The 25,934-nt window shown below is 35.9% G+C and carries 21 protein-coding genes and 1 tRNA gene; 9 read left to right on the top strand and 13 right to left on the bottom strand.

Going from position 1 to position 25,934, the window contains the following annotated elements; genetic code table 11:
* Positions 1-61: 61 nt before the first annotated feature.
* Positions 62-1,102 (bottom strand): NAD(P)/FAD-dependent oxidoreductase, encoded by a 1,041-nt coding sequence (locus EO244_RS12390; RefSeq protein ID WP_129254993.1) that lies wholly within the window; start codon positions 1,100-1,102, stop codon positions 62-64.
* Positions 1,103-1,520: 418 nt separating this feature from the next.
* On the opposite strand from EO244_RS12390, the gene EO244_RS12395 reads away from it, so the two are divergent.
* Positions 1,521-3,005 (top strand): Gfo/Idh/MocA family protein, encoded by a 1,485-nt coding sequence (locus EO244_RS12395; RefSeq protein WP_129254994.1) that lies wholly within the window; start codon positions 1,521-1,523, stop codon positions 3,003-3,005.
* A gap of 255 nt (positions 3,006-3,260) precedes the next feature.
* On the opposite strand, the gene EO244_RS12400 is transcribed toward EO244_RS12395, so the two are convergent.
* The 3 genes from EO244_RS12400 to EO244_RS12410 form a co-directional block, all read right to left on the bottom strand.
* Positions 3,261-4,886: a S41 family peptidase gene (locus tag EO244_RS12400; protein ID WP_129254995.1), complete on the bottom strand. Its 1,626-nt coding sequence runs from the start codon at positions 4,884-4,886 to the stop codon at positions 3,261-3,263.
* A gap of 203 nt (positions 4,887-5,089) precedes the next feature.
* On the bottom strand, positions 5,090-5,647 hold the full coding sequence (locus EO244_RS12405; RefSeq protein WP_129254996.1) for a 2'-5' RNA ligase family protein: 558 nt from the start codon (positions 5,645-5,647) through the stop codon (positions 5,090-5,092).
* 177 nt (positions 5,648-5,824) lie between these two features.
* Positions 5,825-5,898: transfer RNA gene (locus tag EO244_RS12410), tRNA-Arg, on the bottom strand.
* Between the two features lie 215 nt (positions 5,899-6,113).
* On the opposite strand from EO244_RS12410, the gene EO244_RS12415 reads away from it, so the two are divergent.
* The gene (locus EO244_RS12415; protein ID WP_129254997.1) at positions 6,114-6,707 is read left to right on the top strand and encodes a YceI family protein; all 594 of its coding nucleotides are present in this window, start codon (positions 6,114-6,116) and stop codon (positions 6,705-6,707) included.
* Positions 6,708-6,795: 88 nt separating this feature from the next.
* On the opposite strand, the gene EO244_RS12420 is transcribed toward EO244_RS12415, so the two are convergent.
* The 4 genes from EO244_RS12420 to EO244_RS12435 form a co-directional block, all read right to left on the bottom strand.
* Complete coding sequence (locus tag EO244_RS12420) at positions 6,796-8,091, bottom strand: OmpP1/FadL family transporter (protein WP_129254998.1); 1,296 nt, start codon at positions 8,089-8,091, stop codon at positions 6,796-6,798.
* Between the two features lie 238 nt (positions 8,092-8,329).
* Complete coding sequence (locus EO244_RS12425) at positions 8,330-9,403, bottom strand: AMP-binding protein (RefSeq protein ID WP_129254999.1); 1,074 nt, start codon at positions 9,401-9,403, stop codon at positions 8,330-8,332.
* Complete coding sequence (locus EO244_RS12430; protein WP_129255000.1) at positions 9,384-10,442, bottom strand: o-succinylbenzoate synthase; 1,059 nt, start codon at positions 10,440-10,442, stop codon at positions 9,384-9,386. The genes EO244_RS12425 and EO244_RS12430 overlap by 20 nt, the downstream gene beginning before the upstream one ends.
* Before the next feature lie 21 nt (positions 10,443-10,463).
* The gene (locus EO244_RS12435; RefSeq protein ID WP_129255001.1) at positions 10,464-11,366 is read right to left on the bottom strand and encodes a 1,4-dihydroxy-2-naphthoate polyprenyltransferase; all 903 of its coding nucleotides are present in this window, start codon (positions 11,364-11,366) and stop codon (positions 10,464-10,466) included.
* 213 nt (positions 11,367-11,579) lie between these two features.
* Here EO244_RS12435 and EO244_RS12440 point away from each other — a divergent pair, with 213 nt between their 5' ends.
* The 3 genes from EO244_RS12440 (at position 11,580) to EO244_RS12450 (ending at position 14,745) form a co-directional block, all read left to right on the top strand.
* Positions 11,580-12,035 carry a ferritin-like domain-containing protein gene (locus EO244_RS12440; RefSeq protein WP_129255002.1) on the top strand — a complete coding sequence of 152 codons (456 nt, stop codon included), beginning with the start codon at positions 11,580-11,582 and terminating at the stop codon, positions 12,033-12,035.
* A gap of 51 nt (positions 12,036-12,086) precedes the next feature.
* A complete protein-coding gene (locus EO244_RS12445) occupies positions 12,087-12,557 on the top strand; it encodes a ferritin family protein (RefSeq protein WP_129255003.1) in 471 nt (156 codons plus the stop codon).
* A gap of 115 nt (positions 12,558-12,672) precedes the next feature.
* Complete coding sequence (locus EO244_RS12450) at positions 12,673-14,745, top strand: PKD domain-containing protein (RefSeq protein ID WP_129255004.1); 2,073 nt, start codon at positions 12,673-12,675, stop codon at positions 14,743-14,745.
* A 48-nt stretch (positions 14,746-14,793) separates the two neighbouring features.
* Here EO244_RS12450 and EO244_RS12455 read toward each other — a convergent pair whose 3' ends face one another.
* Complete coding sequence (locus EO244_RS12455; protein ID WP_129255005.1) at positions 14,794-15,444, bottom strand: HAD family hydrolase; 651 nt, start codon at positions 15,442-15,444, stop codon at positions 14,794-14,796.
* A 174-nt stretch (positions 15,445-15,618) separates the two neighbouring features.
* Here EO244_RS12455 and EO244_RS12460 point away from each other — a divergent pair, with 174 nt between their 5' ends.
* From EO244_RS12460 to EO244_RS12475, 4 genes are all read left to right on the top strand, one after another.
* Positions 15,619-16,911 carry a Y-family DNA polymerase gene (locus tag EO244_RS12460; protein WP_206734558.1) on the top strand — a complete coding sequence of 431 codons (1,293 nt, stop codon included), beginning with the start codon at positions 15,619-15,621 and terminating at the stop codon, positions 16,909-16,911.
* Positions 16,904-17,338: a LexA family protein gene (locus EO244_RS12465; protein WP_129255006.1), complete on the top strand. Its 435-nt coding sequence runs from the start codon at positions 16,904-16,906 to the stop codon at positions 17,336-17,338. The genes EO244_RS12460 and EO244_RS12465 overlap by 8 nt, the downstream gene beginning before the upstream one ends.
* On the top strand, positions 17,338-17,796 hold the full coding sequence (locus EO244_RS12470) for a DUF523 domain-containing protein (protein WP_129255007.1): 459 nt from the start codon (positions 17,338-17,340) through the stop codon (positions 17,794-17,796). The genes EO244_RS12465 and EO244_RS12470 overlap by 1 nt, the downstream gene beginning before the upstream one ends.
* Positions 17,797-17,918: 122 nt before the next feature.
* Positions 17,919-19,292, top strand: coding sequence for an MATE family efflux transporter (locus tag EO244_RS12475; protein WP_129255008.1), 1,374 nt, complete (start codon positions 17,919-17,921; stop codon positions 19,290-19,292).
* Here the strand turns inward: EO244_RS12475 and EO244_RS12480 are convergent.
* From EO244_RS12480 to EO244_RS12495, 4 genes are all read right to left on the bottom strand, one after another.
* Positions 19,289-21,490 (bottom strand): patatin-like phospholipase family protein, encoded by a 2,202-nt coding sequence (locus tag EO244_RS12480; RefSeq protein WP_129255009.1) that lies wholly within the window; start codon positions 21,488-21,490, stop codon positions 19,289-19,291. The two genes, EO244_RS12475 and EO244_RS12480, sit on opposite strands and share 4 nt — an antisense overlap.
* 46 nt (positions 21,491-21,536) lie before the next feature.
* The gene (locus tag EO244_RS12485; RefSeq protein ID WP_129255010.1) at positions 21,537-23,906 is read right to left on the bottom strand and encodes a GAF domain-containing protein; all 2,370 of its coding nucleotides are present in this window, start codon (positions 23,904-23,906) and stop codon (positions 21,537-21,539) included.
* Positions 23,907-24,191: 285 nt separating this feature from the next.
* Complete coding sequence (locus EO244_RS12490; RefSeq protein ID WP_129255011.1) at positions 24,192-25,451, bottom strand: DEAD/DEAH box helicase; 1,260 nt, start codon at positions 25,449-25,451, stop codon at positions 24,192-24,194.
* 104 nt (positions 25,452-25,555) lie between these two features.
* Positions 25,556-25,885: a DUF5655 domain-containing protein gene (locus EO244_RS12495; protein ID WP_129255012.1), complete on the bottom strand. Its 330-nt coding sequence runs from the start codon at positions 25,883-25,885 to the stop codon at positions 25,556-25,558.
* Positions 25,886-25,934 lie beyond the last annotated feature (49 nt).

A 25,934-nucleotide genomic window follows, 5' to 3' on the forward strand; every position in this document is an offset into this window, starting at 1 on the left:
ATTAAAATACGAAAGGCTGTTTCAGGATTTATCTTGAAACAGCCTTTTTAAATTGGCTGATTTAGAAGAAACGATTGAGTTTAACTTTGTCGTCAATTTCGGCTTGCGGATCTTCTAATAAGTTAAGCATTTGTACAGAGAAATAGGGGGCAAGCATCACCCCTTTGGTTCCCAGTCCGTTGAAAATGGCTAAGTTTTTATTTTGAGGGTGTATGCCTAAAATGGGACGCCTGTCTTTTACCGTTGGTCGGACACCAGCCCAATGGTTGAGAACCGTATAGTCTGTGTCAATAAGTTTATTCAGCTTTGTGAGCAATTCAGATTTCCCTTCTTCACTGGTTTCCTCATTAATATTATCCCATTGGTAGGTTGCTCCAACCTTGAAACGGTGATTGCCTGTGGGTAAAACAAACAGATTTTTGTTTAGAATATAGTCTTGGCACAAAGCCTTGGCTTCAATTTCGATTAATTCGCCTTTTGTGAGGTAAAAACTATCTGTTGGGAAAAGTGCATTTTGAGCATCCTGATACCCTCTGCAAAATATGATTTTTTCAGCCGAGAGATTTTTCCAATACACCATATTATCTCCAAATGTCACATCTTCAATTCTGAGGTGATCCTTAATCAGATAATTCTGTTGCCTAAGAAAGTTGCGCATGGCTTGAATCATGATGTTTAAATTACATGAGCCTGTTTGCATGAGTGATCCATAATGTTCGATAGGTTTAAAACCCTCTAACTTTAAATCCTTTTCAATTCGATTGATATAATGATTCATTTTTCCCTGATCGATTCTTTTTTGCCACATCGGTAAATCTTGCTCCGCTAAGGGTTTAATCATCTCTTTTTGTTCGATGAATTTTATCGAAAGCAGCTCCTCAATTTCTGCATAGGTTTCATACATTTTTGGAAAAAGAATGTCAACCATCCAACTTTTGGTGAGACGTTTAAAGACAAGTGGGTTGATGAGACCTGCAGCAACTTCTGATGCTGATTTTTGTGTGGGATCAACAATGATTTTAAACGGGATATTATGCTTATGCATTTGATAGGCCAAAAGTGTTCCTGCTAAACCCTGGCCGACAATAATATATTTGGTCATTTTTTTGTGCTTGGTTTATTCAAATATAGGGAATCTGAATTTTGAAAAATAATGATTGATTTGCAACAAGCTTATTTAGAATGGAGAATTGGAGAGGCTTATAAACTTTAAATGACACAATTTAAGCTGTTATTGCTCATTTTTTAATCCTTTTTGAAAAAAATGTCACCCTTTATTTATCCTTTTAGCGGATATCTTTGAGCATCAAGTTAAGTGATTGGGAAAGATTAATGAAAGCTTAATCTTTATAGAAGGAAATCATTTTTTAACCTGATACAATGTTTAAGGAGAAAATTAGTAATATAGATGTATTAAACAGTATAAGTTTAGGTTTGTTGGAATTTGTAAGCCTTATTTAAACGAAATTACTGTTTTTTCTAGTTATATAAATAATATAAAAGGATTAAAATATAAAATTATGGTAACCACCCGAAGATCATTTTTAGGCAATTTGGCTCTTGGAGCCGGGGTGCTTGCAGCAGCGCCAATGGCAGCTTGCTCAAGCACCAAAGACGAAAGTAACCTGGCTTATATTAAAGCAGCAGCTTCAAGAAATCCATCTATGAGTTTTAATATGTGTGGCTATGCAGCTCCAAAACTCGATACGGTTCGTGTTGGATTCGTAGGCATTGGCGACCGTGGTTCAGGGGCTGTAAAGCGTATGACTTATATCGAAGGCGTTGAGGTTACGGCACTTTGTGATATCAGACAAGCTGCAGTTGATGGAGGGCAAAAAATTCTTTCAGATGCAGGATTACCTAAAGCTAAGGAATTTGTTGGTGGTGATTTAGGTTTTAAAGAGTTGTGTGAGAGTGGCTTGGTTGATTTGGTCTATATTGCCACACCATGGGAATGGCACGTTCCAGTTGCAATTGCAGCAATGGAAGCTGATAGTCATGCGGCAGTTGAGGTTTCTACTGCTAAAACCATGGATGAATGCTGGCAGATGGTGGAAACCTCAGAGCGTACTCGAAAACACTGTGTTATTCTTGAAAATTGTTGCTACGATTTTTTTGAGATGTTAACCATTAGTATGGCTCAGCAAGGTGCTTTTGGTGATTTAATTCATGGTGAAGGGGCTTATATTCATGATTTGGATTATTGGCATTTCAATAAACCAAAGGATAATAAAATGACAGATGGAGCTTACACAAAAATGTGGCGTTTGCACGAGAATAAACGTAAAGCCAATGTTTACCCAACGCATGGTTTGGGACCAATTTGTCAGGCTATGAATATTAATCGTGGCGATAAAATGGATTATTTAACCTCTATGATGTCTGAGGATTTTACTTTGAAACATCGTATTGCCGAAATGGCTGAAAAAGATCCGTTTTTTAAGCAATTTGTGGGTTGGGAAATGAGAGGAAATATGGATATGCAAATGATCCGTACCAATAAAGGACGCACCATCATGATTCAGCATGATATCAGTTCGCCAAGACCTTATTCTCGAATTCATATGCTTAGTGGAACCAAGTGTTTTGCACAAAAATGGCCGAAGCAGCATATTGCCTTCGGACACAATGTGATTGATGATGCGAAATTCAAAGAGCTTGAAGACAAGTATACACCAGAGATTATCCGTAGAGTTGGTGAAATGGCTAAACAAGTTGGTGGTCATGGTGGTATGGATTTCGTAATGGACTGGCGTTTGATCGACTGTTTGCGTAATGGTTTACCAATGGATATGGATGTATACGATGCTGCAGCCTGGTCTTGTATTACTCCATTGAGTGAGTGGTCTATTGCCAATAAATCGAATTCCATTGAGATTCCTGACTTTACACGCGGTGCATGGAAAACCAATAAGCCAATTGATTTAACTCTTAATGGAGGAGGAACAACAGGCGTACGTAATCTTAAAAAGGCCGATTCAAAAGGCCAACTGGAAGTGCATTAAACTCAACAAACATATATTTTTTTTAGGGCGAAGGGCTTTGTATCTTATTTTTATCAAATTTAAGATATAGGGTTTTTCGCTTTTTTGTTTTGAAGAAGTCTTAGTTCTTGTTAATTAAACTTAATGCATAAGTAAAGAAAAAAACTCACCACTTATATGATGAGTTTTTGTGATTTGAACGTAATTTTTTTAGTTTTTATTCGGGATAATTATAAGTGCGTGCAGAGCACTCAATTAAAATCATAAGAAAGCTATTTACAGAACTCCGGAGTTTATTAAATCTAAAGTATACAATAATTCTGCGTTGGCGTCAAAATTATATTTTTTGAAATCAGACCATTGCATTTTGTAGTTAGGGGTTAGCTCTTTCCCTTTGGCTTTATCATAGGGGAAGTAAACCTGTCTGCATTTGGATACTACACCTTTTAAACCAGATTCATCTAGGGAAAAACGAATGCCATCCATATAGGTGTTACCTGCTTGTCCAGGTGTGACCCCAACAGTTACAGCACCGTAGGGCAATAGCTTGTACAGCATGGTGTAGGCGGCACTAAAAGTGTTTGGTGATACAAGTATAACAACCTTTGGTGTAAAAACGGGTTTCTCATTTAGTCCGGAAACAATTTCATAAGTGCTTGTTTCTGCTTCTTTCAAATTGTTGAAGAAGGAATTTTTTGATGTCAATATTTCTTCATCCCGTTTTTCTGGAGCAATTTTTGAGGACCAAAACTTCATGTCTCCAAATTCGTAATTGCTTTTATTTTTTTTATTATATTCCTCAAGTGTGGTTTTACTTCTGTCTAAAAGAAGTTTTGAAATTTTAGTGACCACTTCACGGCTTACGGTGTCATTAAATATTTTGTTGCCATACATCATATACATTAGGGGTTGATAGCATTGGGTATTTCCTCCTCCATTTTTTCTTAGATCTATGACTAAGTGCTTAGAATTATTCTTTTTCATCTCTTTTAAAAGTTCAAAAGACATTTCGGTTAGGGATGGAATATTTTTTAAGATATCATGTTTAACTTCAGGCATCTCTTTGCCAAATTTTTTATACCAGTAATCTGCATAGCTTTGGAAAATAGGAGATTTTACTGGGAATTGTTCAAGGGCTTCTCTTGTTGCCATTTGATCTATTTGCAGATAGGCTATTTTCTTTTCCTTATCAACAAATTTCCAATCAATCATCTTTGAGTCATTGTATATTTTGTGCTTGTCGGTTTTAATCCAAATTATCTCTTTTTCTTTGGGATTAAGGTATTCTAGTTCACAGAGATGATTTTGATTTTCTGAATCTTTAAATTCAAATTTGATTTTTGACTGAATTTCAGAGATATAAGTTTTTATCAGGGCATATTTTTTGATGTAACCAGACACCACCAAGGTTTCGTGAAATCTATTTTCAAGAGGTTTTATTTTTTTTAATTTTTTTGTGAATTCCTCCACACTTTCGCCGTTTATTTTTGTCAGTTTATAGCCAAGAAGATTATTGTATTCTTCAGTGGTTTCTGACACAAAAATACAGTCGTCAGCAATGCTGAATTTAATAGGAAGTATATAGTCTTTTAGTTTATAAAGTTTAGATTTTGTAGGCTTTAGTTGTGTATGTCCATCATCAAGCTTGGATAATAGGGGAGATAAATATTTGAAAAATTCCAGAGTATCCATTCCCATTTCTGGAAGGTCTGTAATTAAATGATTGACTTCTCTGTAAAATTCAATTCTGTTACCATAAGCAGAAAATGGATCGGGATGAGTTTCATCAAGAATTTTAGCCATTTGCTTGATGTCTTTTTCCAGATTTTGTTTCGATATTTTTTGTGCAAAGCCTGTAAATACTATCACAGTAAAAATTAGAGCGAGTAAAGTTTTGTTCATTTTGGATTTTTTGAGTTAGTGTCTGGGGATTTATTCATTAACCTAAGAATTATTAATGTGTTTAGTATTAATGATGGGTTCAGATAAGTTTACCCTATTTTAATTTGGGATAATATTTACTTGTAATGTTTATTTAAATATTTCATGTTGATTATAAGTGTGATATGGTGCATTTGATTTATTATCAAATATTAAAAAAAAGACTATTGTTTCTTAAAGAGGAACTCTTGATAAATATCCCAGAAACTCCCATTATGTTTTAGGAGGAATAGACTTTTACACAGAAATGAGGCTTTAAATTCCCTGTTCTTAAACTTACTCCAGGCTTTATTGAAGTTTTGAGTACTTAAATCTCTTGTGGCAATGGTCATATGAGGATGAATGTTTTGACTGATTTCTTTTTCGCCGATCTCAATTTTATTAGCCAAATCAGGAATGAGTTTCGCGTGAAGAGATAGAATGGGAGTGTGGTCAGAAATTTTTATAAAAATGACTCTTGGCTCAAAACAATCGAAACCCGATAAGTTGATTTCAAAAGTATCTTGTTGCCTTGCAAATTCCTCTAATGTTTGAATTAGTTTGGTTTCCGTCTGGGTACTGCTTCTAAAAGGCATTTGCAGTGTGATATGCGCTGGTGATTTTAATGCGTGTTTGGCATTAAAGCTGTCCTTCATTTCTTTTTTCAAATTCTCTACTCGTTCCCTAAGGGCACTATGAGGCACTAGTGCAATGAAATAGAGATTTCGTTGTTGATTAGGCATATACTTAGATCAGAAATTAGCGAAAATATGGTCTATTAAATTTCGTTATTTTTTTTCAATTTCTAATATCAGCATCCTTCTTACTCATTAATGTATTACGAAGCTCAGGTTCTCATCTCAAAATCTTGAGTAATAAAAAAGAGATCAATCAAATTAATGAAAGATCTCTTCTTAAAGTGAACATGGAGGGATTCGAACCCCCAACCTCCTCGGCCGTAACGAGGTGCACTATCCAGTTATGCTACACGTCCGTTTTTGTCTCAAATACCCTGCAAATATAGGCATTCTGAGATTTATATTACAAGCTTTTTTAGAGGTTTTTTAAAAAATCTTTTATTTATGGTTTAATGTGAATGCTTAATTAAAGATTAACAAGTGCTTAACAAATATTACTTTTTCATATTTTAAAATAGAGGTATATTTAAATTTAGTTTAAATAAGGATATAAATAATTAATTCAGATACTATGAAAGCGAAAAGAGTACTATTAGGATTAGCATTTGTAATGGGTGCTTTATTTGTAACGACCAATGTGAATGCTCAAAAAAGTATGAGTTTAAAAATTAATGATAGCAAGCTTGAGTGGACAGGGAAAAAAGTTACAGGAGAGCATCATGGAACAGTGGTATTTAAGTCGGGTAATTTACAGATGGAAGGATCCAAAATTGTGGGGGGAGAATTTGTAATAGATATGACCAGTATTAAAAATACTGATATTACGAGTGATAAATACCGTGGTGACCTTGAAAAGCATTTAAAGTCTGATGACTTTTTTGGTGTGGTAAATTTTCCTGAATCAAAGTTTATGGTTAAGGATAGTAAGAAATTACAGAATGGTAAAATCTTGGTAAAAGGAGAGATCAGTATCAAGGGGATTACAAAACCTTTGGAATTTGAAGTTGACTCTCATCAGCATGGCGACTCTTTTCATGTTAGCGGTATGATGGTAATTGATCGTACCCTGTTTGGTATTAAGTATGGTTCGGGTTCATTCTTCGATAATTTGGGTGATAGAACCATTTATAACGACTTTGAACTTAAGTTTGACTTGATGTTTTAGATATTCAGTCTGAGATGTATAAAAAACGCCACATGTGAATGTGGCGTTTTTTATGGATTGAGAATTAATTTCTCAAATTAAATATCGATTAGAAAGAATAAGCAATCTCTAATTCAATCTGACTCATTTTAATTTCGATTGTTTGAGCTGGATCCATCTTGTTTGAACCTTTTACTGAACATTCAGGAGCGTATACAGCAGCAAAGTGTAAGGTATTTCCTTTTTCATTAAGCACTTTTGAACAACCTAAAGTGATGTGATCGCACATAACTCCAGGAGCCAGGATATTAAAAAGAACTTCTGATTTTTGAATGGGTTCGTCACAATGTGAATAACCGGCTCTTAAGGTCCAGGTATCAATTCCTGAATATTCAGCACCTATTTTGTAAACGTTGATATCTTCCCATCCAAAACCAGCACCATTATCGGTACCCAGAGGTGAGAATTGAGGATTTGGAGAACCATTGGCTAGTTGTGGTAGATACATTCTGTTTGAGACTGATGCTATATCAGTATAGTTGATACGCTTAAAATCAGCTGCAAATACCCAGTTTTCATTCGCTTGATAAGCTAAACCAACTGTCCAGGTTGATGGAATGTTGAAATCACCTTGCTCAGCGAAAAGTCCGGCATAGTCATCAAATTCACTCATATACACCATAGTCTGGTAACTTGCACCAACACTTAGTTTTTCAGATAATTGACCTAAATAACCCAATTTGAATCCAATACCGTAAGCATTATCATGACCATTGTCAGATAATTTTGTAGCATCACTTGACATCATTCCAAATGAACTTATGCCTTTAGCTTCAAAGTATTGGTAAGCTGCAATCGCTGTGACACCAAAACTATGTTTTTCGCTTACCTGGTAAGCATAGCTTAAATTTAAGAACATTTGTCCCAAGTCAACACCCGTATCAGCATTTGGCATACCGAATGTTCCAACACCATTTTTAGGCGCATAATCTGTATTCATACCACCATTACCGTAAAGAGCTATAGAGAAACTGCTTTTTTCGTTTAATAACCAGTTTGCACCAAAAGTAGGCATGAAAAAGACTTTACTGTCACTTTCAACAGTTCCTGGAGCTAGGCCAAAAGTTCCATCCATCATAGAAGGATTCCCTGTTACAGTGTATTCACGGTTTGGGTTAAACATATTTACTCCAAATTGATACTGGTTCCCGAGTTTTACTAAAGAAGCCGGGTTGCCGTTAATGAGTGAGTTTTTGTACCAGGCGATACCAGCACCAGCCATTCCTTTGTTTTGTGTGCCGTAAGCCAGGCTAAAATAGCCATCGGTTGCGCTGGCTGATTGTGTTGAAATAATTCCAGCCAGAAGCAGGGAAGCTGAAATAAGAAATTTAGATTTCATTTTCATAGGTCAATATTATTTGAAAATTTGTTGTTATCAATTACATGTGCAAAATAATAACTATAAACCTATGCAAATATGTTATATATCACATATGTATATATAGAGACTCATGTGGTTTAGTGTAACACATTAGTTATCAAATGTTAATGTTGTTTGATTTTTTTGAAAAAGCAGGCTAATACTTATTTGGAACAAATAAGAGGGATTTTCAGATCTAAAAAATACTGTTAATTTGGATCAACTAATTCTTTTCTGTAAGTCTTGTCAGACTCGCTTTTCGTTGAATCTTATTGGTTAAAGTACGTTCAAATTTTGAAAGGAAAAAAATATCGCGTGGGCGTTGAAATTTTTCTAAATAAGCATCTATTTTAGCCTGAATCTTCTTTTTTTCTTCTTCGTTTTTCTTCTCTGATTCAATTATTAGAATCATTTTTTCGCCCAAGTGTTCATCTGGAATTCCAATAAGAAAGAAGGGCTCATCTATAAAAGGAATCAGCTTTTCTTCAATTTGTTCGGGGAATAATTTTAGTCCTCCTGAATTAATAACATGGTCATGTCTTCCGATCCATTCAAATTCAGAATTGGAGATGAGTTTTACGATATCATTTGTTGTGATCCTTTTGTTTAACAGTTTAGGAGCATCAATTTCAAGACAATTTCTTTCGTCTACAGACAATGTAATCCCCTTCAGAGCTTTATAAGTATTGGATTTGTTAGAACCGTTTAAAGTTTTTATTGCGATATGCGAAAGGGTCTCGGTCATTCCAAAGCTGGCATAAAATTGTGTGTTGAGCTTTTGGATTTGTTCGTTTAATTTTTGATCAATTGCACCGCCTCCAATTAAGATGGATTTTATTTGTTGAATTTGATCTGTATTATGTATGCTGTTTAGGACCTGAAGTGGAATCATTGCTGCAAAATCGATAGGCTGATTGAGTTCTTTTAGAGGATGTCCATCGGGCTCGATACAGATCAGTTGCATTTGCCAGATAATGGCACGAACAAGCATCATTTTCCCCGCAATAAATTGGGGAGACAAACAAAGAAGTGCTGTCTGTCCTTTTTCAAAATTGAAGAATTCGCCCGTCATTTTTGCAGACTGTATCATCTTTTCTTTTTCAAGATCGATTGGTTTCGGCGCTCCGGTTGATCCTGAAGTTTGGGCTTGTACATGAAGCTTTTCATCAAACCACTCGAGGATAAAGGCATAAATATCCTTTTGCCATTGCGCTTTACAAATTTGAATTTGTTCGTTACAAAGAGCCAATAGCTGAGTTCGGTTGAGTTGATTAAAATTAAGCTTCAAGCAGTTCATTAAGATCCCATTTTTTTGATTGATTGTAAATTAAGTGGCCTTGGCTAACTTCAAGTGGCGACTCAATATTGTTGGTGAAGAGTTGTCCTGTCCCCAAACCTTGCGGCATCGGATTATTGAGAGTATACACCCATTGTGCAATAGCATTTAAACCTATATTAGATTCAAGGGCAGAGGTGGCCCACCAGGGAATTGCATTCTTTTCTGCAATATCAATCCATTCCTGACTGCCTTTAAAACCACCCACCAAACTTGGTTTTAAAATAATATACTGAGGTTGTATTTGTCGTATTAATTCAATTTTGTCTTCGAGTCTGTAAACTCCGATTAATTCTTCATCCAGAGCAATAGGCAGTGGCGTTATCTGACAAAGCTTTGCCATAGCCTCCCAGTTGCCCGCTTTTATGGGTTGTTCTATAGAATGAATATCAAATTCTGCGAGTGATTTCAGCTTATTTATGGCATCATCAGGCTGAAAGGCTCCATTGGCATCAACGCGAATTTCAATTTCTTTAGCTGAGAATTGTTCCCGGATTGATTTGATAATGCTGAGTTCTTCATCAAAATTGATGGCTCCTATTTTTAGTTTGATGCAATTGAAACCAGTTTTGATCTTTTCCTGTACCTGTTTTTGCATGTAAGTTTTATCGCCCATCCAAACCAAGCCATTTATTGGAATTTGGGCTTCATTTTTTGTGAAATCTGATTCAAACAAAAGCCGTTCCCCGTTGTTTGACAGATCTTTTAGTGCCATTTCGAATCCAAAATAGATTGATGGCCATTCAATTAATTCTCCATTGAAATAGCTTTCTATCTGATTGATGTTTTGGCAAACTTCATGGATCTTTTCTGCGTAGTTTTCCCTGTCATCAGGACTTAAACCCCTGATAATTGAACATTCGCCAATCCCTTTAATTTTCGGATTTTTATCATCCCATATGCGTACAATCCAGGCTTCTTTTTTTGTGAGAATGCCACGGGATGTGCCGCTTGGACGTTTGAAATCTAAAGGGTAATAATGAAAGTCGGATACCAGCATCGTTTGGGAATAAATATATGATTACAACAGAGTTCCAATACCAAAAGTTAAACTGAATACGAAACAAGATATTGCTAATTTTTTTAATTCAGGATCTAATTTCTGAGGTTCATCATTTTTTATGACTGTGTTCATATGACAAAAAATAAGAGGGAAACTCAGAAGATAGATAAATTGAAATATCGATTTGTAATGCGCGATGCTATAGATGATAGCAAGCAGCATGGCCAGGCTAAGAATGACAAGATGGTAATTTCGGGCAGCTTTAGAGCCGATTTTTACAACTAAGGTTCGTTTTCCGGTTTGGGCATCATTTTCGATGTCCCTCATATTGTTTAGGTTGAGAACACCTGTGCTTAAGAAACCAATAGAGCTGGCAGGCAGGAAAATATCCCAGTGAAGATTTCCAGTATGCAGAAAATAGGAGCCTAGAACACCAACCAAACCAAAAAAGATGAAAACAAACAGATCGCCAAAGCCCATATATCCGTATGGATTTTTGCCAATTGTATAATTGATTGCGGCTAAAATTGCCAAAATACCTATTGCAAAAATTATAAGAGCTTCTTGTAGATTAATGATTTGAGCCGCTTCGTAGATCAAAAAAGAACCACTTATTAAAGAAAGACTTATGAAGATATAAAGCATATTTTTCATTTCCTTTTTACTGATATCTCCGCTTTGTACAGCCCTTTCGGGGCCAACACGATTGGCATTATCAGCTCCTGTAATTGAATCACCCAGATCATTAGCTAAATTCGAAAGAATCTGCAGGAAAAGGGTGGTTGTGATGGCCAGGATAAATATGATTGAATTGAACTGATTATATGATGCCGCTATAAGACTACCCAGAATAATACTGGATAGAGCTAAGGGAAGTGTTCTAAGCCTAAAGGCATGAATCCATGCTTTTGTTTTACTCATAGTTCTGTGATTTATTGAATCACAAATTTAGCCAATTTAAAATAATGCCTTAAGTTTTATTGAGATCAATTTTTAAGAAAAGCTTAAGTGTCTGGTGTAAAAGCTCTTGTTCCAAGATTTATTATTTCGTAACTTTTCGTATACACAAATTATTTTATACACAATGGTCATTCTCGTTTGAATAGGATTAACATTAAAAAAAAATAATTTACAATGAAAATTTTTAGAGATTTTAAAGAAATCATTGACTTTGCGATTGACAGTGAGATGAATGAAATTCAATTTTATTCAGAACTGGCCGAAACAATGGAAAGGAAGAATGTAAAACAATTGTTTCGAAGTATAGCCCTTGAGAAAACGGCTCGTATGCTTCAATTAGAAAACATGAAAGATATCGGTTTTTTATTGGATTTAGAATGCATACAAGATTTGAAAATAGCAGGTTCTTTTTCTGAAATTGATTTTACAAAGAAAAATTTGTCTTATCAGGAAGCCCTGATCATGGCTATGAACAAAGAAAAAGAGAAATTTATTCTTTATCAGGAATTGGCAGATTGTTCTACGGATACAACTTGTAAACAAACATTTTTAAGTCTGGCGAATCAAGAAGCACGTCAGAAGTTAAAATTAGAAATTGAATATGATGAATTTATTCTATATGATAATTAGAATAGCTTTTTTTGATTGAAATTGGTTCGTTGTTGTTTAATATCTGATGTTATGGAAAAATATAATAGTATAGACGAGGTTTTGAATTTTGCTATAGAGCAGGAGCAAAATGAGGTGGATTTTTATAACGATTTGGCCGATAAAATGAGAGTGCCTAAGGTTGAAGAACTCTTTAGAGATATTGCTCTTGAGAAGCAGAAACATATTCTCAAGCTAGAGGCTATAAGAATAAGTGGCAATTTTGATCACAATTCCTATGATCAGATAAAAGAACTAAGAACGGAGCATTATATTGCCAATGTGGATTATTCCAACGAAAACCCTAGTTATGAAGAGGCTTTATTAATGGCTATGGAGAAAGAAAAGGCAACGTTCATGTTTTATTGGGATTTAGCAGAGAGGGTTAGTTCTCCTGACCTGCAAGATCTTTTCTACATGCTTGCCTTACACGAAGCCAAGCAAAAAGTAAAGATGGAAATTCAATTCGATAGGGGTTCTGATAATGAGTTTGATGAGGAATAGATTTCGGCTTGCAAAGAAAAAAATGCTCCATTTAGGTGGGGCTTTTTTTGTCTGCGTCTGGCGTATCATGATAAAATGATTATTTTTAGCCTTCTATCAATAAACATCTACATCTATGCGCTTAAAATTTCTAAGCTATCTGAGTTTTATAATTATTCTGTTATCAACTTATTCCTTATCGGCTCAGATTTCTCATGGGGGTAATCCTTATTTTAAATCGGCTGCCAGTGCAATGAAGTTTGAGACTTTAGTGATGCCTGTCGAAAATATGCTTAGGATTAAGTCAGAGCGAGCGAGTGAAATTCATTCAAGATTAAAACATGATCAATTTGCTTACGAGTTTGTTTTGGATAAAACGATAGAGAATTCGGGGAAATGGACCATCTTGTCGGATGGGCAACGCATTTGGAATTTAGCTGTATCCTCACCGGGGGCCTATTCTTTAAATTTGGTTTTTGATAGGTTTCGTTTACCCAAGGGTGGACAGTTATTTGTCTATAATTACACCAGCGGTAGAGTATTGGGAGCTTATACTGAAAAAAATAATAAACCCTCGGGGCGATTTGCAATAGAGCCTTTGGAGGGGGACGAACTGATTATTGAATATATCGAGCCTCTAAATCCGGAGTTTAAAGCTGAGCTTAAACTTGGGAAAGTGTATCATGATTATAAAAATATTTTTAAGCTCTTAAATTCTAAAAGTTCACAAGTCAAAAGTGCATCAGGCAGTTGTAATGTTGATATCAATTGTTCGGAGGGATTGACCTGGCAAACTGAAAAGCATGCAGTTTGTCATATGACTTATGCGGGGTGGATTGCGACGGGAACTTTGATAAATAATTCAAAGAAAGATGGGCGCCCTTTTATCTTAACGGCTCATCATGTGATTAGTGAAGAGGCTATTGCCGAACAGGCGATCTTTTATTTCAATTATGAAGCAGATGTTTGTGATGGCGTATCTGGTACCAAAACTCAAACTATTTCGGGTTCGACTTTGAGAGCAACAACACCACATTTGGATTTTTCTTTGTTGGAGTTGACTGCCATACCACCATCTATTTATCAGCCTTATTATGCCGGCTGGGATCGATCAGGAAGCATTCCCAATCAAACGGTTTGTATTCATCATCCTAGTGGAGATGTGAAAAAAATATCGATAGATTACAATCCGCCATCAACTGGAACTTATACAGATGCTGATTATACTTTTGACAATAATACACACTGGCATATCGAGAATTGGGAGGTGGGGACGACTGAAGGTGGCTCATCGGGTTCACCTTTGTTTGATACGAATCATAGAGTGATAGGTGATCTGACAGGAGGAGATGCCAACTGCTCCAGTTCGGTGGATGATTATTTTGCTAAGTTTTCGGCAAGTTGGGATACGTATCCGGCCAAAGAAAATCAATTGAAGTATTGGTTGGATCCTGATAATACAGGTGTTTTTGTTTTGGATGGATACAATCCTTCTATTCAGACGGATAAAAGTATAGCTTGTGTAGATTCAGATGTGGAGATCTACTTTGATTTTGGGATGGATTTCGATACCTATTTTTGGGATTTTGGCGATGATGTGAATCCGAAAACTGCTACGACTGCAGGGCCACATAAAGTGCAGTATGCCACATCTGGAATTAAAACAATCAGTTTGGTTTATACCAAGGGGGATCTTACATTGAATGAATTTACCAGTTTGGTGGTTGTTACTGAAACAGAGCCCGATTTTACCTATTTGTTTAAGCAAAAGAGTTTTGATTTTAAAGATGCTTCAACGAATGCGGTTAGTTATCTATGGGATTTTGGTGATGGACAGAGCTCTACGTCAACTAATCCGAGTCATGTGTATAAGAATGCGGGCAAGTATAGGGTGAAATTGACAGTAAATAATGCATGTGGAGACAGAAGTCTGACAAAGGAAGTGAATACATCTTATGATTCAGAACTCGTGATTTATCCAAACCCAAGTAAGAATGTGAAAACCAGAGTCGATCTTAATGCAGTTTTGTTTGATCGGATTGATTGGTGGCTCTATGATACGCGAGGCGCAGAGCGTTTAAGTGGTTTTGCGACGAAATACAATTCGTTTATCGACCTTGATTTAAGATTATTCCCCGCTGGACTTTATGTTTTAAAAATGAATATTGATGGTTCTGTTGTGAACCGAAAAGTCATCGTATTAAAATAAAAGTAAAAAAGACAGGTTTCTATAATAAGTAACCTGTCTTCTGCTATTTTAAATATGTTTCAAGAGTTCTGAAGCTTCGCTAATAATAGCTTTAGCTCCTTTCGCTTTTAATTCTTCGGCATCACGAAATCCCCACAATACACCTACGCCAAACATGCCGGCATTTTGGGCTGTTTCCATATCAACACCTGAATCGCCTACAAACATAAGTTGGTTAGGAGATAAATTCATTTTTTCAGCAGCTATCAATGCTCCCTGGGGATTGGGTTTTCTGGCGACGTCACCACCAGCTCCAATCACAAATTCAACATCCCATTCTGCAAGAAGAACTTTGACTACTTTTTGAGTTAAGTGATTCGCTTTGTTTGAGAAAACAGCAATTTTAATCCCTTTATCGTTGAGTTGATTAAGAAGATGGGCAACCCCCGGATAAAGTTTGGTTTTATTGATGCAGTTTGCCCCATAAACCTGAAGCATTCGATCTAAATTTTTAGGGAAATACTCATCTGTTCTTAAGCTTTCGGGTAAGGACCTTTTTACCAGTTTTCGAATTCCGTTTCCTACAAAGGTTTTGTAAGTCTCTATATCATGTGTTGCTAAATTTTGCTCTTCCAAAACCTGATTCATTGAATCTGCAATGTCTTCAATTGAATCAGCAAGTGTTCCGTCCAAATCGAATACGATTCCTTTTATGCTCATTATGTTATTTTAGTGTGTTTGTAAATAGCTTCGTCTGACCGAAAAGCTTTTGCAAATATCGGTATGAACATTTTACTGACAAAAGAATGTCTGTTAAATTTAGATTTCATTTATTATTGGGAGCTTATGCACAATTCAATTTTATAGTCTTCAGTTACCAGAGATAATAGCCATATGGCAATTATCTGTTACCTTTGCCATATGTATGCTTTAGTCGATTGCAATAACTTTTATGCTTCATGCGAGCGGGTATTTAAGCCTTCTCTCAATGGCAAACCTATTGTTGTTTTATCAAACAACGATGGCTGTGTTATTGCGCGGAGTCAGGAAGCCAAAGATCTGGGGATCCCAATGGCAGCAGCAGCTTATAAGTTTAAAAAGTTATTTGAAGAGAAAGGGGTTTCTGTTTTTTCTTCAAATTATGCTTTATATGGCGATATGAGTCATCGGGTTATGACGATTTTATCAGGTTTTGCTGCTGAAATGGAAATTTATAGTATCGATGAGGCCTTTCTGGATTTGCATGGTTACGATTATATCAATTTGGAAGAGTATGCCCGGGAAATAAAAGCGAAGGTGGAAAAATGGACGGGGATTCCCGTGTGTATTGGTTTAGGTCCAACAAAATCATTGGCAAAACTTGCCAATCGAATTGCTAAAAAATACAGCGATCGAACACATGGTGTTTACCTTATTGATAACGATGAGAAACGTGAAAAAGCGCTTAAATGGGTAGGTGTAGAAGATATTTGGGGAATAGGCCGACAGTATGCAAAAAAACTTCGGAGCTACGATGTTAAAACGGGCTATGATTTTATTCAAAGAGCCGATCATTGGGTTCGGAAGGAGTTTTCAGTGGTTGGTTTGCGTTTGAAACACGATTTGATGGGTATCCCTTCAATACAATTGGAGCAATGGCAGACTAAAAAATCAATTTCGACAACACGAACCTTTGAATCGACGACAAGTGATTACGAGGAAATCAGGGAGCGTGTCGCAACGTTTACGGTTAGTTGTGCTGAGAAGCTGCGAAAACAAGGCTCATCCTGTTCAGCTCTGATGGTTTTTATCCAAACCAGCAAACATCAAAAACATTTGCCGCAATATCAGAATTCTTTGGTTATGCATATTCCCTATGCAACGAATTCGAGTATCGATTTGGTGAAGTTTGCCATACAAGCTTTGAAAAAGATTTATCGAGAAGGTTATGCCTATAAGAAAGCTGGTGTTATTGTTCTCGATCTTGTAGATGAATCGCAAAAGCAATTATCTCTTTTTTCGGGTGAAAATCCGAAGCACACAATTTTGCATAAAGTGATGGATGCATTGAATAATAGGTATAAGGATAGCACGGTAAAGTTGGGCTGTCAGGATCCCAAGCGAATGTGGAAAATGAAGCAGGAAAAATTATCCCCTTCGTATACAACTAAATTAAGCGATATCTTAAAAATAAAATTGAATGACTAAAGAAAGCAAACTCCAATTTTTTATTCCATCGAGCAAAGAAAAACTATTGCTTCCTTTTGTTAGTGCTAAAGTTCGTGCTGGTTTCCCAAGTCCGGCTGATGATTTTATTGAAACAAAAATAAGTCTTGATAAAGAGCTCATAAAGAATAAGGAAGCCACATTTTACGTCAGAGTTGAAGGTTCGAGTATGATAGGGGCTAATATTCACGATGGTGACCTTCTCGTTATTGATAGAAGTCTGGAGCCTAGTAATAACAAAATAGCAGTTTGTTTTATCGATGGTGAATTTACCGTGAAGCGGCTCAGAATTGAGAAGGATCATATCCTTTTGATGCCTGAAAACGAAAAGTTTGAACCCATAAAGGTCACTTCGGATAACGATTTTCTTATTTGGGGAGTTGTAACTTACATTATAAAAGCAGTTTAATGTCACAGAAAATATATTTAGTTAGCGCATGTCTACTCGGAATTAATTGTCGTTACAATGGGAGTAGTAGTCAACTGTCAGAGCTTGAAACCTTGGTTGATTCAGGACGAATGATGCCTGTTTGTCCGGAAGTATTGGGAGGATTAGGCACGCCTCGTGATGCTTGTGAAATAGTTTTTGACGCTGATGGCGATCAGAAAGTTCTGACTAAAGCCGGATCAGATTGTTCTGATGCCTTTAAAAAGGGAGCGCAAAGAGTACTGGAAATTTGTAAGGCCTGTGATGTTGGAAAAGTTATTCTGAAAGCCAATAGCCCTTCGTGTGGTTGTGGTTTCATCTACGATGGAACATTTTCAGGAAAACTCGTCGAGGGTAATGGTTTAACATCTCAATTACTACTTGATAATGGGATTGAGGTTTACAATGAGAACAACTGGACAGAGACTGAATTTATTTAAATCAGACCTCCAAATAAGCAGTATAGAGTTATAATATCCCGTCATTTCATTTACCTTTGCAGGCCATTTGAATACTATGGTATTCTTTTGTAATACTTCGTTTTCTATACTTATCAGTAACAATGACCAGTCAAACAATCCGCTCATATTTTCAGTCTTATCAATCGCATTACAAAGGTCTAATAAAACTGGGAGTTCCGGTAATTTTAGCTCAGTTGGGGCAGGTTACTGTTGGGGTAATCGATAATATGATGATTGGCCATGTGGGAACATTGGAGCTGGCTGCTGCATCATTTGCCAATACTATTTTTTGGCTAGTGATTGTTTTGGGAACTGGTTTTTCATATGCCATTACCCCCCTTGTTGGAAAGGCAAGAGGCAATTATGAGATGAATCAGGTGGGGGCCTGGTTTAAGTCGTCTATGTGGGCGGTTTTGAGCATGGGGATCTTTTTAAGTCTGGTGATTTATATTATCAGCTTGTTTATGGATCAGATGGGGCAGGCTGCTAATGTGATTCTTCCGGCACGAACTTATTTGTGGATTATTAGTTTTTCCATAATACCCATGATGGTTTTTATGGGCTACAAGCAATTTTGTGAGGGCTTAGCTAACACAAGAGTTGCTATGAATATTGTTTTGATAGCTAATCTGGTAAATATCATATTCAACTATATTCTAATCAATGGAAAACTGGGTTTGCCTGCTATGGGTTTAAATGGAGCTGGTTATGGCACTTTGATTTCCAGAATTTTTATGGCTGTCAGTTTCTTTTTTGTGTTTAAAAAGGGCAAAAGTTTTAAAGCTTATGGCGAAATTATAGCAAAGGCAGAGTTTGCAATTCAAGATTTCTTTAAGATATGGAAGATGGGGGTTCCAATTGGGGCTCAGCTGGTAATGGAAGCCTCGGCTTTTATGCTGAGTACCATTATGATGGGGTGGATTAGTGTTGCCGGCTTAGCTGCTCATCAAGTCGTTTTGAGTATCTCTACGATTAGTTTTATGGTTTATTTAGGGATTGCCTCAAGTACAACAATTCGTATCTCTTCACTTTTGGGAGAAAATAAAATAGAGGAGATGCGACAGGCAGGTTGGGCAGCCATTCATCTGGTTATTCTGATGGTCATTTTTATTGGTTTAGGCTTTTTACTTCTGAGAAACCAATTACCAACTCTATTTTCGGATGATCCTCTTGTTATTGCTTTAGCGGCACAGTTTATTGTTGTTATGCTGATTTATCAGTTGTTCGATGGTTTGCAAATTGTTTTTGGTAGCATTTTAAGAGGGATGTCTGATGTTAATATGCCAACACTTTACACCTTTATTGCTTATTTTATAGTATCTCTACCTACGGGTTATCTTTGTGCATTTACTTTTGGATTAAAAGAAGTTGGTATTTGGTGGGGCTTACCCGTTGGATTGGGAACGGCTTCAATCTTATTTATGTTTAGGTTCATGAAATTGTCAAAGCAAAAATTGGCAGAACAGGTTTTTTAAAACCAATAACCTAAATTGATAAAACCACGCACCTTTTGTTCCAGATCAGAAAGACTAAGTGTCACTTCCATTGGTCCAACCAGTGAATTATAAGAGTAGGTTAAGCCAACTCCTTTAACCCAACGTCCTTTTGTTAGCGCAGTGTTGACATTATCTACAACCTTGCCAATATTGGGTTTAAGAACAAGGTAGTTGTTCTTGAATAACTCAAATTGAATATCGGTTCGAAAAACAAAGGAATTTTTCGATGCAAGTTCCATGCGTCTTAGGCCTACAAAAGGAACCTGAATATCGAAATAGTTGGTTTGATCAAGTCCGCCAGTATAGGTTAAGAAGACTTCCGGAATGGCTTTCCCCCATATGATACGACCATAGAATTTGGGGTAAACAGTTAGTCTTTGACTAAGGGATATTGCTTTCTGAGCTTTTAAATAGGCTACTGAAGCAGGCCGGTTGTTGCCATCAAGTGAAGACCCATTATTGGTGATAAGTTTGTATTCCCCATATAAGCTAAAGCCCCTTTTTGGGTAATAGGCTCTTTCATGAGAATCCATATTAATAAAGGAGTAATAGGTGAAGAAATAATCTTCGTCAGATTGCTCAACAAATGGAATGGAAAGTTTAGATGAAACCCGATACAATTCCATTTTTCCACCAAAGCCTATTGAGTAGGATTCTCTGAATGTAGAGTGAATATTGGCATCCAATTTTAAGTATTTTAAATCATAGCTGGCGATTTTTTTTCCATCCTGAAACTCAAACACTTCCGAGTCGTTTAAGTCGAGTTTGAATTGATAGCCTGGTTTTAGTCCATTATCCAGATTATAAGTTGCTGTAAAACGGGGGTTTTCTGATAATTTCAAATCTAAAGAAAGGCTCGATCCATCTTGAATTTTATTTTGGAAGGTTGTATTAAGAAGAACCGATGCTTTATTGTCATCATCGTAATGCATCCCAATATTAAACCGATTGGTTCTGCGTTCTTTAACATCGATGACAAGTGTTTTTTCATTACCACCCAGAAGTTGAAAACTAATTTTATCAAAATATTTGCTGCCATAGGCACGATTAATCCCTTTCTGGATTTCTTTTATCGAAATCCAATTTCTTGTTTCCAGATTAAGTTTTCCTAAAAGAGTTGATTTTCTAACATGTTTTAAACCATTGATTTGGATTTGATCAATAAAAAATTGACTGGAATCTGAAACGATGGGGTAATTTTGATTTTGTGTTTGGGACAGTTTGTACTTTTCGATGAGTTGTTGAAGAGTGCGAATCTGTTCTGTGGCTTTCTTTTCACCTAAGTAAATCAGACTATCAGCTTTTTGAAAATCGGCAGTTGAATATTTTTTAATGTTTGGTTTGATATAAATATCGCAGAGTTTTCTGTTTTTCTCAAATTCTTTTTTTGCCATCAAACTGATTGTTTGATTGATGATATCTTCTATTGAATGAAGTTCTTCTTTTTCTTTAGGCCCGGTTTGTACATCAACACCAATGACGATATCAGCTCCCATTTTGATTACCTCCTCTACCGGAAAGTTGTTCACCATACCGCCATCAGCCAATAAGCGTCCGTCAATTTCTGTAGGCGTGAAGATGGTTGGGATCGCCATACTTGCTCTTAGTGCTTGTGAAATATTTCCCTTATCAAGAACAACCGCTTCACCAGTTTCCAAATCTGTTGCAATACATACAAATGGGATAGGAAACTTTCTAAAATCAGTCTTGTTGTGAAATTCAATAGTATTTTTCTCAAATAAATTGATGATGTTTTGCCCCTGAACAATACCTGCAGGAATTCTAATACCCGTTGGTTTTATGGGAAAAGAAATCACATATCGGTCGAGGTTTATTTTGTCTTTGACATGAATGTATTTTCTTGATATTTTATCACTTAATAGAGTTTCCCAATCTTGACTTAAGACCAGCTTCTCAATTTCTGTGGCAGAATATCCCATGGCATAAAAGGCTCCAATAATACTTCCCATACTGGTTCCGGCGATATAATCTATGGGCATATTTAATTCTTCGAGCACCTTAAGAACGCCAATGTGAGCAAATCCTTTGGCACCTCCACCACTTAAGACCAAGCCAATCTTTGGACGTGCGCCTTTTTTTAAACTATCCTGCTTGTTTTGAGCAGAAAGATTCAGACTAAGTAATAGAATTAGTGAAGAAAGTAGGATTTTATGCATTATAGGTTAATTGTTGAGTTCCTTTGTACTTTATTATATGTTGAAATTAATCATTAAGTCCGATTTCCTGAGCCAGTTCGGTAATGTTTTCTTGTCCGTTTTCTCCTGTTTTTATTGTGACACGAAGTGCTCGTAATCCATAAATACCTTGTAAATCATCCAATATTAAATTTTCAATTTTATTCTCGAAATAGCCTTTGGAAATAAGATATTCCAAATAGCGCTGGTATTCAAACATTTCATTTCCCTGAGAAAAGATAATTGCTATTTTTCCAGGTTGTGTCAGGCGTTCATTGGTTCCTTTAATAACCGCTTTGTCAATTCGTTTTTTTACAATTTCGTAGCGAATATTATAGGCCCCATCTACATCAAATTTCTTTTCATCCTGTCTGAAACGAATTGACAGTTTTTGAGAGTGAACAAGAATAAGTGCTGTTGTATCCAGAGGTATTGGTAAAGAAGCCTTTAGTTCTGCGGTTTTACGACTTATTTCACAACTGATGATAAGTTGCCATAATCTTAAGTTTTTAAGATACATGGGGTTGTAGCTTTGCTCCTTAGTTATGGATTCGCCGATATAGATATTGTGTTCAACGCCATCTGTTCTGTATTTCTCAAAATAATGAGGGTACATTTGTTGTGCTTTTTCTTGCTCTTTATCCAGATATTTAATGATACAGCTATTGATCAGTGCAAGAGAATCTTCAAATCTTTTTCGGCATTTGTATACTATCCCTAAATTGGGATCAAGACTGTTTTTATAATTCGAAATAGCCTCTTTAAATTGCTGATCCTTAAAGTTTAGATGTGAAAATAAGGGGTCGACATGTTCCTGAATAAAGTTGAGAATATTGGACTCATCACCTGATGACAGGCCTTTTTCAATATTGTTGCTGTATTGCTCAATTTTATAAATAATTTGATCATATATAGGCATTTGTTTAAGGCGATATGCTTCTTCAAAGACTTTTTTTGCCAAATTAAGTTGTTCCAATAAATCGCATTGGATACTGTGATTACGTTCTTGCGATGAATTACGAATATCGATAGCGCCATACAGGGGATGCACTTCATCGAAAACAATCTGTTCCATTTTGGCGTTTTCATCGGTCACACGCTGCTGAAGCAGGTTGTGAGCAGCGTCCTCAAATCGCCACTCAACGCTTGGGTGAATGGCTGTGCATTCTTCTTTAATCGTAGCCTGTACTTTGTTTTGAAGTTCATTACTCGATCGCATTAATGCTATTGAAAAAACTGGCATCAGGTCTTTGATTGTTCTAAGCTTAGTAAATTTGATATCATAAGCATTAGGAGATCCAATCTCAAGAATTCCAATGGGTTGATCTTCAAAAATCAATGGTGTTAAAATAATATTGTTAATTCCCTTGCTAAGAATGCCTTTTTCAATTGGTCCTATATTGTTGTAATTGGACAGATCGTTGATAATTACAGGTGATTTTGTTCTTAAGGCTTTCTCGTATATAGAATTTTCATAATCACAACAGTTAAAATCAGAATTACTTAAAAGTCCATGCCAAAAATCAGTTCGGTTTTGCACGACGTTGTTTTTTATATTCAAAGCCATTAAGCCTAATCGCAATTGTGGATTGATGAAAAGAGAACGAAGATTTTGCTCAAGATTCTTAAAATTAAGAGGATTAATGATACTTGCTTTTTCTAGTAAATCGGTTTTAAGTGATGAAATAACTTCTAAGTGTGTTACATCAATGTACTTGAATTTCATAAAGCCTGAAAACTCAAACTGATTAAGGGGCAATGTTTCAAGCCATAAATCCATGTTTAAAGGGTTGTCGATGAGCTTTTTTATATCATTATCGGATAGTTCTGTAAGTTGGCCTTTGTGTGTCACATCAATATAGGAGGAATCCAAATCTAATTTATAATGATTAACCAAGCCATTTAATTTATTGTCCAAACGATAGCGGATAAAATAGTCTATATTGATATCCGAATAATAATATTCTTTTAAAATGATGGAATAGGCATACATTAGCTTTGAGAAAAGCAGCATACATTGATCATCACTAAAATCATCTATCATTATTAAACTTTTGGTTTCGTCAGCCTCAAGTTCTTTGTTTAGGGTCGACTGAAAAAAAGCGTTGTCATCAAGTGGAGCTGCAGTGCCACTCATTGTCGTTTCCAACTCAAGAGGCGAATAAATAAACGACATTAGAACCCTTATTTGTTTGTCATATTTAGTAAGTTCTTTAGGAGAAATAGATTTTTTAAAAAATATGGGGTAGTCTTTAATTTGTGATAAGATGAAACGTGCTTGAGCAGAATAATCATTATCATTCTTAATTTCTTGCTCCAGTCGCTTGATTAAAGGCAAAAAATTAAGATTGCTTTTGAAAGGTATTTCTGATATGCTGAGTTTTAAATTTGGCTTCATGGTTTTTTCTTATCGATTGATATCTGTTTCATAAGTTAATCAATTTGATTAAAATAAAGATGTATTGACTATGAAAGATATCAATGTAATTATGTATCGTTTGAAAGGTAAATTTACAAATAGGAATCTAAATATTGTGAATTCTTTTGTGAAAATCGGTAAAGCCATATAAAAGGACAGGGAATGGTTGTTCGAATGGGTATTAATAGATGTATTCACAATAAAACAAAGCTCCGGGTTGTAAAATCCGGAGCTTTGTTTGTGCTATATTATACAGGGAATTGCTTATTTTTTTTGCTTCTTCCTTATTTTTTTAGCCTTTGCCTTTTTATTTTCTAATTCGAAGTTTTCAGCTTCAAGCATCAACTCTTTTAAGCTTTTTGAATAATCTTCTGAAAAATCGATAGTGGTTGAGTAATCTTCCTTTGAAATTTCCATGACTGAAATTTTCTTTCCAATATAGTCTTCAATCTCGCTGAGCATTAATTTTTCTTCTTCGCTGCAGAAAGAAATGGCAACTCCTTTTTGGACTCCACGTCCGGTTCGCCCTATTCGGTGTACATAGTTTTCATCCACATCGGGCAAATCGTAATTAACAACGTAATCAACATTTGGAATATCAATGCCTCGTGCACTCACATCGGTAGCAATTAAAACTTTAATGTTTCCAGTTTTAAAATCTTTGAGTGCAGTTAAACGATCTTTTTGCTCTTTATCACCGTGAATCGTCAGAGTCTTTATATTGACTCTTTCCATAGCCTTACTAACTCTTTCTGCCCGAACTTTAGTTCTGACAAAAACCAGAATTTTACTTTCAGCATTGTCTTTGATGAAACGTTCAAGGAAGAAACGTTTATCATCCATTTTAATAAACCCAACTGTGTGTTCCACATTTTTTGATATGGGATCTTTGGGTGAAATCTGAATTCGAATGGCTTTGGTAACCAGTGAGTAGGCTAATTTTTTAATGCGAGGACTAATGGTTGCCGAAAAGAACAAGGTTTGTCTCTTTTTAGGTAAATATTTAATCAGATCCTGAATATCCTTAATAAACCCAAGATCAAGCATATGATCAGCTTCATCAAGAATCAGGGTTTCGACATCGTAAAGATGAATGTAGCCTTGGTTTACAAGATCGAACATTCGCCCCGGAGTAGTCACCAGTATGTCGATACCTTCCTGTAACTTGGCTATCTGTGGTCCTTGTTCTACACCTCCAAAGACACAAAAAGTAGTCACTTTTGTTTTTTTACCAATTTCCTGAAAAACTTCTGTGATTTGTATTGCAAGTTCACGGGTTGGTACCATCACAACAGCTTTGATGCCTTCAGATTTTTTGTTTTTTTTGTTTCGGTGTAGCTTATCGATAACTGGAATAGCAAAAGCCGCAGTTTTACCCGTACCCGTTTGTGCAATGGCTAAAACATCTTCTCCTTTCATAATTGGAGGAATTGCTTTGAATTGTATGTCTGTAGGGCGTTTGAATCCTAAATTCTCGAGGTTGTTTTTAACCTCCGGGCTAAAGCTATATTGATTGAATCTCATTGATGTGTTCTGAATTTTTCTTAAAAATAGCGAGAGTTGCTATTTGCTTTTGATGTGACAAAGATACAAGAATCTTTTGATGTATGGCTTGCTTCTTTTTTTGATTAATTATCGGTTGCTTTTTTTTCGATCAAACAATAGGCATCATCAATCCAGATTTTAATCTGATCGTCGAATTCAGAAAGATCTCCCAATGCAACTCGATGTAATACCCGGTTTTTAGAGATTCGTTGGCACATAAAAATGGGGAAGAAGTTGTCTTCGCGTTCTAATTGAAATTCAAGTTCCAAACGGTCACGTTTTGTATATATTGATAGAAATGTAGCGTGGGTATTTAGCTGTACACAAGTTTTAAGGTAGGTAATGTTGATGTTTTCATATGTGTTAAGATGGGACAGAAGGGCTTCAAAGATATGCTGTATATTGCCATTCATTTTTGTCATATGATATGCCTTATCGCTGATAAAGCACGAATGATATTGG

It is taken from the genome of Ancylomarina salipaludis (assembly GCF_004122035.1).
GTDB lineage: Bacteria > Bacteroidota > Bacteroidia > Bacteroidales > Marinifilaceae > Ancylomarina > Ancylomarina salipaludis.